Below are 12,697 nucleotides of genomic sequence, written 5' to 3' on the forward strand. Positions count from 1 at the left end.
AAATTGTGGCACAGCTTCAGTTTAAGAAGAGGGAAGGGTGATGTAATGTCGTGAATGGTGAATCGTCAGTCGTGAGTACACCATCCGTTAGCACTCACTCACGACTGACGTCTCACTACTCACGCCTTACGCCTCCAACAAACGATTGCGGCATTATTTTCAAAACGGCGATGAATAACTCTTTTAAATTGTCTACTTTTATACCTGTTTTTTCAACGATTGCTTGTCATGAAATGTTGCCTGGCTGAAGAATGACCATGGCAGCAATTGTTTTATCAAATAATTGAAATGACAGCAGAACACCAGCGATTAAAAGTTAACAATGAAAAACCAGTACCTCTGGAGCAATGGGGGCCTTACTTAAGTGAAAGGCAATGGGGTACCGTACGTGAAGACTATGGCTTATATGGCGATGCCTGGGGCTATCTTCCATTTGATCAATCACACTACAGGGCCTACCGCTGGGGCGAAGATGGTATAGCAGGTATTTCAGACTATTTTCAAAATCTTTGTTTTGCTATTGCATTATGGAATGGCAAAGATAAAATTTTAAAAGAACGTTTGTTTGGTGTAGGCAATTACGATGGCAATCACGGCGAAGATGTAAAAGAGTTGTACTACTACCAGGATAATATTCCTACGCATTATTACATGGAATATTTATATAAGTATCCGCAAAATGAATTTCCTTATGCCGACCTGGTGAATACCAACCGATACAGGAGCAAGCAGGAACCGGAATACGAAATACTGGATACCGGTATTTTTAAAAATGATGAATACTTTGATGTAAAAGTTACTTATGCTAAACAAAATCCAACCGATATCTATATAAAAATAGACATTACTAACCGGAACACTGTTGAAGCACCGGTAACTGTATTGCCTACACTATGGTTTTATAATAAATGGGTATTTACGCCCGATGAAAAAAAACCGGTGATCACTTATGGTGATAAAAATTCAGTTAATGTAAGCCACCCAAGGTTAGGCAATTATTATTTTTATTTTCAAACACCTGCCGACAGGTTGTTTACCGAAAATGAAACCAACATGAATAAAGTGAACGGATCAGCCAATGAAACACCGTTTACAAAAGATGCATTTCATGATGCGATAATCAGTGGTACCAACAAAGTAAAACTCCGGAATAAAAAAGAAGGCACTAAATTTTCCCCGGTGTATGAATTGAATATTAAAGGCGGGGAAACAAAAACTGTTTATTGCAGGCTTACCAACAGGGCAGATGATAAACCTTTTTCTTTAGGTTTTGAAAAAGTTTTCAGAGTAAGAAAAGAAGAAGCAGATGATTTTTACAACGCCATTCTGCCTAATGATATTTCTGCTGATTTAAAAAATATACAACGTAAAGCTTTAGCCGGTTTATTGTGGAGTAAACAGTTTTATCATTTTGATGTGGAGCGCTGGCTTACCAGCAGTGATGGTATTACACCAGTAAATACCGGTAAACAAAACGGTAGAAATAATGACTGGAAGCATTTAAAGAACCAGGATGTAATTGCCATGCCCGATAAATGGGAATATCCCTGGTATGCCGCATGGGATCTTGCTTTTCATTGCATTTCATTAGCCATGGTGGATGTGGTTTTTGCCAAACACCAGTTGCAACTGATCATGAGGGAATGGTATATGAAACCCGATGGACAATTACCTGCTTACGAATGGAATTTCAGTGATGTAAATCCTCCTGTACAAGCATGGGCAGCCATGGAAATTTACAGGATTGAAAAAGAAACTTACGGTGAAGGAGATGTAATATTTTTAAAAAGAGTGTTTCAGAAATTACTTATCAATTTTACCTGGTGGATCAACCGAAAAGATAAAAGTGGTAACAATATTTTTGAAGGCGGTTTCTTAGGTCTCGATAATATCGGGGTATTCAACCGCAGCCATCATTTTACCGAAGGCATGCAATTGGAACAGGCCGATGGTACCAGCTGGATGGGCATGTATGCATTGAACATGATGGATATGGCATTGGAAATCTCCCGCCATGATATTGCGTTTGAAGATTCGGCCACCAAATTTTTCGAGCACTTTGTATTAATTGCCGAAGCATTGAACAGTCATACTATGTGGAATGACGAAGACAAGTTTTTTTATGATACGTTAGTGGTTACCGGTGCAGATCCATTGCCATTAAAAATACAAAGTATTGTAGGGCTCACAAGTTTGTTTGCTGTAAGTACCATCAGTAAAGAATTGTTTGATAAAGTACCAGACTTTACCAAACGTATTGGTTGGTTTGAAAACTACAGGCAAAAAAATAATCGTTTCTGGCCTAATGAAGAACGGGGTGATGGTGAAGAAGTATTGATCTCTTTAGTAAAAAAAGACCGCCTGATATTTTTACTGCAACGTTTACTGCACGAAGAAGAATTTTTATCTGATGGTGGTATCAGGGCATTATCAAAATATCATGAGGCCAATCCGTATTCAGTAACTGTTGATGGCGTTAATTATACCATTCAGTACGACCCGGGAGATAGTACCAGCAATCTTTTTGGTGGCAATAGTAACTGGCGTGGCCCGGTGTGGATGCCGATCAATTACCTTATCATTAGGGCAATCAGAAAATATGGTGAATTTTATGGTGATCATTTACTCGTGGAATGCCCTGTAGGTTCTGGTAATATGATGAACCTGCTGGATGTTGCCGACATGCTTACCAAAAAAGTTGTAAGCCTGTTTGCCAAAGATGAAAAAGGCAAGAGGAAATCGTATGGTGATTACAACTGGTTTTACAGCCGACCCGGTAATGAAGAACTGGTGTTATTTTTTGAATATTTTCATGGAGATACCGGCAGTGGTTTAGGTGCCAGCCATCAAACGGGATGGACAGCATTAGTGGCAGATCTTATCGGTGGAAAAGAAGTACCTAAAGAAGAATGGAAGCCGGGAACAGGAGCGGAAATTTATACGGATGAAGAGGAGGAGGAAGGATAGGTAAATAACTTTTTATGAAAATATTAATATCAGTAATCACAATATTTATTGGATTGGGTGTATTTTCTTTTTACGTTGTTGGTTCACACGGTCATCTTCGGTTTCGCCCCAATATGTTAGAAGATTGGATTTTTATCACAGTAATACTAACTTGTTTTTTTATTCCGATATTTTTTTTCATTTCCTGGTTAAATAAAAGAAAAAGAAAAAATACCTTTTAGATTTAATTACACACTTTGTTCTGAAATAAGTTTATTTTAATCATAGTTCTCATAATTCTTGTACTTAAAGGGTTACTATAGTTTAAATATAAACTTTCTTTCTACCTTCGGCATCAGGAAAATTTTCTAACCAACTAAATGACTCATCAACTAACCGATTTAAGAACCGTAAATGTAACCCGCTATGTAATGCCATTGCGAGAAGGCGGTTCTTTGCCTGCGATTGCCGAAGCGGATGATGGATTTTTATACGTACTAAAATTCAGGGGCGCAGGGCAGGGTGTAAAAGCATTAATTGCAGACTTGATCGGCGGAGAGATCGCAAGAGTATTGGGTTTTAAAATTCCCGAAATTGTATTTGCTAATTTAGACAGTGCCTTCGGCAGAACAGAACCTGATGAAGAGATACAGGAATTATTGCGTAAGAGCGAAGGACTGAATTTAGCTGTGCATTACCTTGCCGGCGCCATCAGTTTTGATGCAGCCATCAATACACCCACTGCATTAATGGCTTCGCAGATTGTGTGGATGGATGCTTTACTAACCAACGTGGACCGTACGCCAAAGAATACCAATATGCTGATGTGGAAGAAGGAATTGTGGCTGATCGATCATGGTGCTGCATTATATTTTCATCATGGTGGTGGCGATTGGAAAGAGCAGGCAAAGCGGCCTTTTGTGCAAATAAAAGATCATGTATTGCTGCCATTGGCAAGTGAGGTGGAAACCGTTGATACAACTTTTAAAACCTTGCTTACGCCAGAAAAGATTCATGCCATTGTTGCATTAATTCCTGCAGAATGGCTGACAGAAAATGTATTTGATGTAAACGCTGAAGCAATGCGAAATATTTACGCACAGTTTTTAATAACCAGGATGGAATCATCTGCTATTTTTGTAAAAGAAGCACAACATGCAAGACAATCACTTATTTGAGTACGCTGTTATTCGCATTGTGCCACGTGTGGAAAGAGAAGAGTTCCTCAACGTGGGAGTGATATTGTATTGCAAACCCTTACGGTTTTTACAAACTATGTTTACTGTAGATGAAGAAAGATTGCGTGCCTTTGCAGGTTATTTAGATATGGCGGCTTTACATGAACATCTTTGTGTGTTTGAAAAAATAAGCAACGGAGATATTGCTGCAGGTGAAATTGCTAAATTGGATATGGCGTCACGCTTTCGCTGGCTTACCGCTACCAGGAGTACGATTGTACAAACTTCAAAAGTGCACCCGGGCCTATGCAGTGATGCCCTGGAAACATTAACTAAACTGCATAAACAGTTAGTGTTACCTCCTGCAAAAGATCAATAATTTTTTTCTGAAATAAAAACGGGCTCCATTTGGAGCCCGTTTACTTTAATACAACGCTTAGTTGATCACAATTTCCTTTTTCAACTCTTCCTTACCTTCAATAACAGGTAAGCTTACCTGTAAAACGCCGTCTACATACTTTGCTGTAATAGCAGCGGTGTTGATGTTTTCATTTAAGGTAAAGGTTCTTGTAAATCCGCCACGGCTGTATTCCCTTAATATCCATTCAGGACGGGGAAAGCCTTCCGGCGGAGTGTAAGAAACAGTGAGTTCATTTCCATTTACGGCTAAATGAAAATGTTCTTTAATTCTGCCAGGTGCAAATACCAGTAATTCATAACTGTTTTCAGTTTTGTAAATGTTTACTGATGCCCTTTGCATAGAGCGGATAAATCCCGGCCTGCCGTGATTTCCGTGTGCGTTGCCTTTTGCGGCGCATGACTGATTGTAGTGCATGTTTTTTGTTTTTAGTGAAAAATAATTACAACCATACAGCGTAAAAACAATGCCGTAAAAATTTTTCTGTAAAAATGACAGGTCAAACCATATGTAATATTTTGTCAACCACATAGGGACATAGGACACATAGCTGTTCATACAGTATTTCTTATGTATTTTCTATGTTTCCGATGTTCTAATGTGGTTTAAATTTGTTTTGTGTTTTTCTTATATGCCCATACATGTCTCTATGGTTTTTTACTATGCCTTATGGGTTTAAAAATTACCAGAATTAATACTTACATTTAAGAAACTATTTTTTATGAGAGCAGTATTTATTTTTCTATCCTTTATCATTATCAGCAATTGTTATTCGCAGGAACTTACTTCTGGCGGCAAATTAAAACCTGAGCAGGCCATTATGGATGTGCGGCATTATACCATCAACCTGGCGGTTGATATCGATAACAAAAGTATCAGTGGTAATACAGTAATAGATTTTATTTTGTCTCAATCAACACCGGTATTGCTTTTTGATTTACTCAATGATATGAAGGTGGAAAAAATCTGGGTGAATGGGAAAGAAGCGCCCTTTACACATACCAATGCATTGATCACTGTTACACCTGCCATGCCTGTTGCTGCCGGTAAAACATCGGTTAAAGTTATGTATGCCGGTAAGCCACATGTGGCCACCAGGCCACCATGGGAGGATGGTTTTACCTGGACAAAAGACACACTGGGCCATCCATGGGTGGCAGTAACTGCAGAAGCTGCTGGCGGCCAAATATTTTTCCCTTGTAAAAATCACCCGAGTGATGAACCTAATGAAGGTGCAGATATGAACATCACTGTTCCCAAAGGTTTGGTAGTAGCGGCACCCGGTTTATTACAAAAAGTCACCCATCAAAAAACCACCGATACATATTTCTGGAAAACAAATTACACTACCAATAATTACAGTCTTGTTTTTAATGTAGGAGATTATGCAGTAGCAACAAAAATGTATACTACCGTTAATGGTAATAAAGTACCCATGCAGTTTTATGTATTAAAGGCCGATGAAGCAAAAGCAGCACATCACCTGGAGATACTGGAACAGATAGCAAAAGTGAGGGAAAAATATTTTGGCGAATATCCATGGGTAAAAGAAAAAATAGGGATAGTGGAAACGCCGCATTTAGGAATGGAACACCAGACGATGAATGCTTACGGTAATAAATTTAAATACGAAACTATTGGAGGTGTTGATAACGACTGGCTGATGAACCATGAATTCGGGCACGAATGGTTTGGAAATAAAGTAACCGTAAAAGACTGGGCCGATTACTGGATACAGGAAGGTATCTGCAGCTATGGCGATGCATTATATACAAGAGAAATGGGCGGCGAAAAAGCTTATATCGATCGCTTTAAACAATCTGCTTTTGGTATTGCCAATCAAAAACCAGTAGTGCAGGGTAAAGACCTGGATGAAGTAACTGCTTACATTGGTGATATCTACAGTAAAGGAGCTTTCTTTATGCATACCTTACGCTATGTAATTGGTGATGCAGTTTTTTTCCCAACCTTAAAACAATTATCTACCAATGTGCAATACACTTATGATAATTTAGTAACCACAGATGACGTGGAGCAATTATTCAGTAAAGCAACCAATACCAATTTAAAACCCCTGTTTGACCTGTACCTGCGTACCACACAAAAATTAGAAGTGCATATTGTAGCTCAAAGACAGAATAAATACAAAATTTCTGTTGATAATATTGATATGACATTACCGATGGATATTGTTACAGAAAAAGGGGTACAGAAAATGACGCTTTCAAAAAAGCCAATCATCATCAGCAGCGATATATTGCCACAGGTAGATCCGGATATGTATTACCTGAAGAAAATTATTATTGAGTAAGCAATTGACTATTCAACATCACGGCTAATAATGACTACTGTCATTTCAATTGCAGTAGGTCATTGTAATTTTATCGTATAACAAGGATATGTTTTTTAATTATAAAAGCGTAACGATGAAAAATAATTATCTTTTGATTACTGCACTTGCAATACTATTTTCTTGCAATACAAAAAAAACTGAAGAAGCAACTGTACATCATGATACAATTGCCCCTGCCAACCATACAGATACTGCAGCAATAATAAAAGACAGCCACTATTTCTGGGAGGCGGAACTGTCAGCAACCGGCCCGGGATTGGATATGATAAAGACCAGGCCAATACCTGCAGATTCATTAACGGCACCCGCAATTATTGCGTGGTTAAACAAAGAAACCCCCGAGATACAGTTGACCTATAAAAAAATTTCAGGAGATACAATTTTTATAAAAATTCCCAACAGTACTTACTTAACGCAGCAAATGGGAACTAGCGGTGCAGATGCTTATATGGCCGCACTTATTTATAACCTTACAGAGGTAGCTGGTATTAATTATGTTGATGTCAGGTTCAGGGAAGGCGACCATGCAGCTCCCGGAACTTATGCAAGAACAGATTTTGTAAAGACACACAATTAAAGATCTATTGCAGCTTTTTTTCAACAGGCTTTTTCCAGGTAATACGGCGGCCCACTAATAATTTAAATACAAAACCATCAGTGGCTTTGGTTAATCCCCAGCCCGGGCCAACATTTACTTCCCAGCGTGGATCGAAAGTAAGATCAGCTACAGCAAATAATGCATGGCTTTGCTCACTGACAGGAGGTACCTGGTTCAACTGGCCAAGACTGCCATAATATTCAACACCCAACGCTAACTTATTAAAACTGTAAGATGTTTTTATATTAGGTTCAAAAGCTGGTGTATGGTCATCACTGCCTTTTAATCCAATGCCTAATGTAGGGTTGAAGGCGATATACAATTTACCGAACTGTTTATCAACGATGGGCCTTATCTCCACACTCCAGGTATCACCCGAATATTCCCTGCTTTGAAAACCTACTTCGGTGGATAAACTTACACCAACTGGCCAGTGCCAGCTGTTGGGCACTTTTACACGGGGGCGTATATGTGAGCCCACATACCTGTACCCGTAAGGATTGGTGTAGTTGGTAAAAATATAAAAACCTATTTCAAAATTTTCTGTCACACCATGAGTGATCTCTACTGTTTCGTGCAGTGCATGATAACTGGGGCGCACTTTATCCAAAACATTTTTTTCGCCATTAAAAGTAAAATTGCTGTGCAATTCAAAAATGGTACTGCCCTTGGTTTGAGTGGGAGACGCATATACCTGTATTTCATAATTATCCTGTGCCATAGTTTTTATGCACAATAGCATTACAATGACAAGGAGGTATAAATTTCTCATAACACAAAGTAACAATCTAAAATGAAAAATTGTTGTGCTTGTTAAAATAATCTTATTCTCAAAAGGCACTTTTTCCGTTCAGTAAATGAGTAGTATCTTCAAAGCCGTGAAAAAAATACTCCTCGTAAGCCTTGTATTTTTACAAGCCACCGCATTCTGCCAAACCAAATATAAAGTGATCGCTTATTATACCGGCAACGGCGAGAATATACGCCAGTACCCGTTGGATAAGATCACTCATGTGATCTGCAGTTTTTTAAAACTGCAAAACGATACACTCACTTTTCGAGATAGTACACAGCGGCAAACGGTGCAACAAATTGTTGCGCTTAAAAAAGAACACCCGCAATTAAAAGTGATGGTATCTGTTGGCGGCTGGGGAGGTTGTGCACCTTGCTCGGGCCTTTTTGATACAGCATCCCGCCGTACCACATTTGTAAAAACAGCCGCACAATTATTAAAGGATTATGATATTGACGGTCTTGATTTGGATTGGGAATACCCTGCTATTGAAGGTTATCCCGGGCACCAGTTTTTGCCACAGGATAAAAATAATTTTACCATGTTGGTAAAAGAATTGCGTGCCGAAATGGGCACTGATCATTTATTGAGTTTTGCTGCAGGTGGTTTTGAACAATATCTTAATGAATCGATTGAGTGGAATGCGGTAACACCACAGGTAGATTTTATAAACCTGATGACCTATGATCTTGTGGGTGGTTATAGTAAAGTAACCGGCCATCATACAGCACTGGCAGATTACATGCCCGGGCAGGAATCCACCACCAAATGCGTGAATTGGTTGCTGGAAAAAAAATTACCTGCTGCTAAATTTATTATTGGCGCTGCTTTTTATGGAAGGGTTTGGCAGAATGTTGCCGATACCAATCATGGCCTGTATCAAAGCGGTAATTTTTTACAGGGCGTATCTTATAAAAATTTTGACACTTACTTTAGTGATACTTCCGGCTTTACCCGTTACTGGGATAAAAAGGCCAAAGCGCCTTATCAATACAATAAAAGCAAAAACTTATTTGCCACTTTTGATGATCCGCAATCGATAAGCGAAAAAACGAAATTTGTAAAGCGAAAGAAATTAGGCGGCGTGATGTTTTGGGAATTATCGGATGATAAATATTCGGAAGGATTGGTGGATGCAGTGGAGCAAGGGTTGAATGAGTAAAATCTTGCTTATTGAAATTCCTTATTAAATGAGACTAAAAGTAAGAATATTGTAAACTCCCATTTACAGGATAATAATTTTGATCTTAAATTCTTAAATTTTTATTTGGGGTAGCTTATCACAATAGAAGGAAAAGAGCCATTTTTGATATTTCTTCTTAATGGCACTTATAGCCTGGTATTTGAATTTACAGGCATTTATGGTATAGGAATTACCAATAGCAAATTCAAATACACATTTATTTTCAACCTCATCTAAATCCATAATAAGTAACGTGTCTCTTGCAATTGATAATTTTCCTTTAATTATTTTTTCGATATTAATATGCACACAAATAACATTGCCAATGGGTTTGTTAGCAAAACTTGTCAGGTTTGTAAAAACGTTGTTGGTATCTATGCTTAAAATTTTTGCAACAAACACGTAATTTGTATTTAATGTTTGAGCTTTTGCAAAATGACAACTTGCTATAACAAAAAAAATACCTGGAAAAATCGATAGCTTCATTAGGTTTAGCTTTTGATGTATTTAAAAATTTAATAAAAAAATTATTAATCTCCTCCTTCAGCGAATGCTGCTGTTTCAATACTCATTAGTACTGGTTTTATGTGTCAATCTGGCAAAGAGTAATTAAAAGTACTGTTTGAAGGTAATATCTGAAATAATATTTTTTATTATCTGATTTACCCCGATCACTTTACTGAAATAATAATTACCTCTTGTTATAAGTGACAAATGTTACCGTGTTCGCATTTTGCTGCTATTAGTTTTGCGTCAAATTAAAAATTAATGAACCGCAGAAAGAAGATCATTTCAGTTATTACAGCAGTTGTTTTTATTAACGGTTTTGCTTTAACTACTACAGCGCAGGACAGCACAAAATTATTAAGCCTTGATGAAGCTATTGCAGCCACTGTAAATAATAACAAAGCAATTCAACTGGCTAAGCTGGATGAAAGTATAGCGGCTGCTAATTACAAACAAACTGAAGCCATTTATCTACCGCAGGTAGGATTTTCATACACCGCCATCAGTACCAATAACCCATTAAATACTTTTGGTTTTAAACTACAGCAAAAATCAATTACACAAAATGATTTTAATCCTGATCTTTTAAATCATCCATCAGGTACCACAGATTTTACCACGCAATTTCAGGTACAGCAACCATTGGTAAATATGGATATGTTGTACAAAAGAAAAGCTGCTGCAAAACAAACCGAGCTATATCAATACAAAACACAACGCACTAAAGAGTATGTGACTTTTGAAGTACAAAAGGCATTTTTGCAATTGCAACTGGCATACGATGCGGTAACAGTTTTAGAAGATGCATTACTAACAACCCGGGCATTGTACACTTTTACTGATAACCGCTTTAAGCAAGGCTTGTTACAAAAATCTGATCTGCTGAATACACAAGTGCAGATTACAATAGCAGAAAGCAATTTATCTAAAGCAAAAAACAATATTGGTAACGCATCAGATTACATCAGTTTGTTAATGGGGCAAAGCGACGGCGTTATTTATAAACCTGCAAATACTTTCTCTATATCAATTAAAGATTCGGCTAATAAAATTAATATAGTAAGAGCAGATTTTATTGCCATGCAAAAAGCGATTGAAGCAACTGACCTGATGATAAAATCTAACCAAATGAGTTATTGGCCTAAGTTAAATGCATTTGGTACTTATCAGCTAAACGACAATCGGATGCTGGGTTTTGGTGCTAATGCTTATATGGCAGGTATTCAACTATCATGGAATATTTTTAAAGGCAACAGCACTAAAAATACGATAGCTACACAAACTTTAGAACGTAATAAATTATCAGAAGAACTATCTCGACAGAAAGATCAAAGTCAGCTGGAGCTTAACAAAGCCTGGCGTGACCTTGCAGATGCACAGTTTGCAATGAAACAACAGCAACAGGCTATTGAACAAGCCAACGAAGCATTGATCATTTTACAAAACCGCTACCAGCAAGGCCTGGTAAATACTACAGATGTATTAACAGCGAATACACAACTTGTTCAACAAAAATTTGCGTTTACACAAGCGGTGTTTACCACCAATATCACTAAAGCTTATATCCAATTTTTAACTACAACTAACCAATAAATTTTTTACAGCATGAATACTAAAAAAATTTTACAATTAATAGCCGGTCTTGGTGTACTGCTTTTCAGTGCCTGTTCGTCTGATAAAAAAGAACCTGTTATGAATATTGATGCTGCAGTTGAAGTAACTGTATCAAAGCCATCAGAAGATGAACAACAGGATATCAACCTGAGTGGTCAAATTGAAGCAGCACAATCAGTAAATGTAAGTACAAGGGTAATGGGATTTATTACTATGCTTAAAGTAAAAGTTGGCGATCATGTAAGTAAAGGCCAGTTATTGGCTACTATAAGCAACCAGGATATTATAGCGAAGAGAGCACAAACCGATGCGATGATCAGTGAAGCACAGGCGGCATTAGGTAGTGCACAAAAAGATTACGACCGCTTTACTACTTTATACAAACAACAAAGTGCTACAGCAAAAGAACTGGATAATGTTACGCTGCAATATAATGCTGCAAAAGCAAGAGTGGAAGGCGCAAAGCAAATGCGTAATGAAGTAAATGCTATGCTGGGCTACACCAGCTTAACATCACCATTTAGTGGTATTGTAACACAAAAATTAGCCGAACAAGGTAACATGGCCAATCCGGGAATGCCGATATTAACTATTGAACAAAGCGGCAGTTACCAGGTAAGTGCATCTGTTCCTGAAAATACAATCAACCAGATTAAACAAGGAGCAGCAGCAATAATTACTATCAAAGCACTCGATAAAACTATCAAAGGCAGTGTCGCACAAATCAATCAATCATCACAGTTTACAGGGGGACAATACATTGTTAAAGTAAGTATACCGGATGCTGATAAAAAAGATTTGTATGCAGGTATGTATGCTAACGTAACTATTCCACTTACAAAAACAGTTGCGGTAAAATCAGTAACTAATATGGTATTGGTGCCTCTTGCAAGCATTGTACAAAAAGATCAACTGACGGGTTTGTATACTGTTAGCGCTAATAACACGGCATTGTTACGTTGGGTGCGCCTGGGTAAAACTTATGGCGATAAAGTAGAAGTATTGAGTGGCTTAGAAAAGAACGAAGCTTTTGTTTTAACTGCAGAGGGGAAATTATACAATGGTGTTCCGGTAAAAGTTAAGTAAGCAATAAATAATTACAAACGC

The 12,697-nt window shown here is 37.8% G+C and carries 11 protein-coding genes; 8 read left to right on the forward strand and 3 right to left on the reverse strand.

Features of this window, described 5'->3' with window-relative positions; genetic code table 11:
- The first annotated feature begins 288 nt into the window (after nucleotides 1-288).
- From ACQ334_RS21140 to ACQ334_RS21150, 3 genes are all read left to right on the forward strand, one after another.
- On the forward strand, nucleotides 289-2,967 hold the full coding sequence (locus ACQ334_RS21140) for an MGH1-like glycoside hydrolase domain-containing protein (protein ID WP_430990262.1): 2,679 nt from the start codon (nucleotides 289-291) through the stop codon (nucleotides 2,965-2,967).
- Nucleotides 2,968-3,326: 359 nt separating this feature from the next.
- Nucleotides 3,327-4,124 carry a HipA family kinase gene (locus ACQ334_RS21145; RefSeq protein ID WP_430990263.1) on the forward strand — a complete coding sequence of 266 codons (798 nt, stop codon included), beginning with the start codon at nucleotides 3,327-3,329 and terminating at the stop codon, nucleotides 4,122-4,124.
- The gene (locus tag ACQ334_RS21150; protein WP_430990264.1) at nucleotides 4,102-4,503 is read left to right on the forward strand and encodes a DUF3037 domain-containing protein; all 402 of its coding nucleotides are present in this window, start codon (nucleotides 4,102-4,104) and stop codon (nucleotides 4,501-4,503) included. Before ACQ334_RS21145 ends, ACQ334_RS21150 begins: the two co-directional genes overlap by 23 nt.
- Before the next feature lie 57 nt (nucleotides 4,504-4,560).
- Here ACQ334_RS21150 and ACQ334_RS21155 read toward each other — a convergent pair whose 3' ends face one another.
- On the reverse strand, nucleotides 4,561-4,959 hold the full coding sequence (locus ACQ334_RS21155) for an Hsp20/alpha crystallin family protein (RefSeq protein WP_430990265.1): 399 nt from the start codon (nucleotides 4,957-4,959) through the stop codon (nucleotides 4,561-4,563).
- A 304-nt stretch (nucleotides 4,960-5,263) separates the two neighbouring features.
- Between ACQ334_RS21155 and ACQ334_RS21160 the strand changes: the two genes are divergently transcribed.
- Nucleotides 5,264-6,853 carry a M1 family metallopeptidase gene (locus ACQ334_RS21160; RefSeq protein WP_430990266.1) on the forward strand — a complete coding sequence of 530 codons (1,590 nt, stop codon included), beginning with the start codon at nucleotides 5,264-5,266 and terminating at the stop codon, nucleotides 6,851-6,853.
- A 115-nt stretch (nucleotides 6,854-6,968) separates the two neighbouring features.
- Nucleotides 6,969-7,472 carry a hypothetical protein gene (locus ACQ334_RS21165; RefSeq protein WP_430990267.1) on the forward strand — a complete coding sequence of 168 codons (504 nt, stop codon included), beginning with the start codon at nucleotides 6,969-6,971 and terminating at the stop codon, nucleotides 7,470-7,472.
- A gap of 4 nt (nucleotides 7,473-7,476) precedes the next feature.
- On the opposite strand, the gene ACQ334_RS21170 is transcribed toward ACQ334_RS21165, so the two are convergent.
- Nucleotides 7,477-8,214: a hypothetical protein gene (locus ACQ334_RS21170; RefSeq protein WP_430990268.1), complete on the reverse strand. Its 738-nt coding sequence runs from the start codon at nucleotides 8,212-8,214 to the stop codon at nucleotides 7,477-7,479.
- A 157-nt stretch (nucleotides 8,215-8,371) separates the two neighbouring features.
- Between ACQ334_RS21170 and ACQ334_RS21175 the strand changes: the two genes are divergently transcribed.
- On the forward strand, nucleotides 8,372-9,448 hold the full coding sequence (locus ACQ334_RS21175) for a glycoside hydrolase family 18 protein (RefSeq protein WP_430990269.1): 1,077 nt from the start codon (nucleotides 8,372-8,374) through the stop codon (nucleotides 9,446-9,448).
- Between the two features lie 93 nt (nucleotides 9,449-9,541).
- On the opposite strand, the gene ACQ334_RS21180 is transcribed toward ACQ334_RS21175, so the two are convergent.
- Nucleotides 9,542-9,871, reverse strand: a complete 330-nt coding sequence (locus ACQ334_RS21180; protein WP_430990270.1) for a hypothetical protein — start codon at nucleotides 9,869-9,871, stop codon at nucleotides 9,542-9,544.
- 366 nt (nucleotides 9,872-10,237) lie between these two features.
- Between ACQ334_RS21180 and ACQ334_RS21185 the strand changes: the two genes are divergently transcribed.
- Nucleotides 10,238-11,569 carry a TolC family protein gene (locus ACQ334_RS21185; RefSeq protein ID WP_430990271.1) on the forward strand — a complete coding sequence of 444 codons (1,332 nt, stop codon included), beginning with the start codon at nucleotides 10,238-10,240 and terminating at the stop codon, nucleotides 11,567-11,569.
- A 12-nt stretch (nucleotides 11,570-11,581) separates the two neighbouring features.
- Entirely contained in the window at nucleotides 11,582-12,676 is a 1,095-nt protein-coding gene (locus ACQ334_RS21190) for an efflux RND transporter periplasmic adaptor subunit (RefSeq protein WP_430990272.1), read from the forward strand.
- Nucleotides 12,677-12,697 lie beyond the last annotated feature (21 nt).

The sequence above is a fragment of the Ferruginibacter sp. SUN106 genome (assembly GCF_050611765.1).
In the GTDB taxonomy this organism is placed as follows: Bacteria; Bacteroidota; Bacteroidia; order Chitinophagales; family Chitinophagaceae; genus Ferruginibacter.

Excerpts from the sequence above, each read along its gene's own strand:
- ACQ334_RS21140 (WP_430990262.1), top strand. The coding sequence starts at position 289 with ATGACAGCAGAACACCAGCGATTAAAAGTTAACAATGAAAAACCAGTA.
- ACQ334_RS21145 (WP_430990263.1), top strand. The coding sequence starts at position 3,327 with ATGACTCATCAACTAACCGATTTAAGAACCGTAAATGTAACCCGCTAT.
- ACQ334_RS21150 (WP_430990264.1), top strand. The coding sequence starts at position 4,102 with ATGCAAGACAATCACTTATTTGAGTACGCTGTTATTCGCATTGTGCCA.
- ACQ334_RS21155 (WP_430990265.1), bottom strand. The coding sequence starts at position 4,959 with ATGCACTACAATCAGTCATGCGCCGCAAAAGGCAACGCACACGGAAAT.
- ACQ334_RS21160 (WP_430990266.1), top strand. The coding sequence starts at position 5,264 with ATGAGAGCAGTATTTATTTTTCTATCCTTTATCATTATCAGCAATTGT.
- ACQ334_RS21165 (WP_430990267.1), top strand. The coding sequence starts at position 6,969 with ATGAAAAATAATTATCTTTTGATTACTGCACTTGCAATACTATTTTCT.
- ACQ334_RS21170 (WP_430990268.1), bottom strand. The coding sequence starts at position 8,214 with ATGGCACAGGATAATTATGAAATACAGGTATATGCGTCTCCCACTCAA.
- ACQ334_RS21185 (WP_430990271.1), top strand. The coding sequence starts at position 10,238 with ATGAACCGCAGAAAGAAGATCATTTCAGTTATTACAGCAGTTGTTTTT.
- ACQ334_RS21190 (WP_430990272.1), top strand. The coding sequence starts at position 11,582 with ATGAATACTAAAAAAATTTTACAATTAATAGCCGGTCTTGGTGTACTG.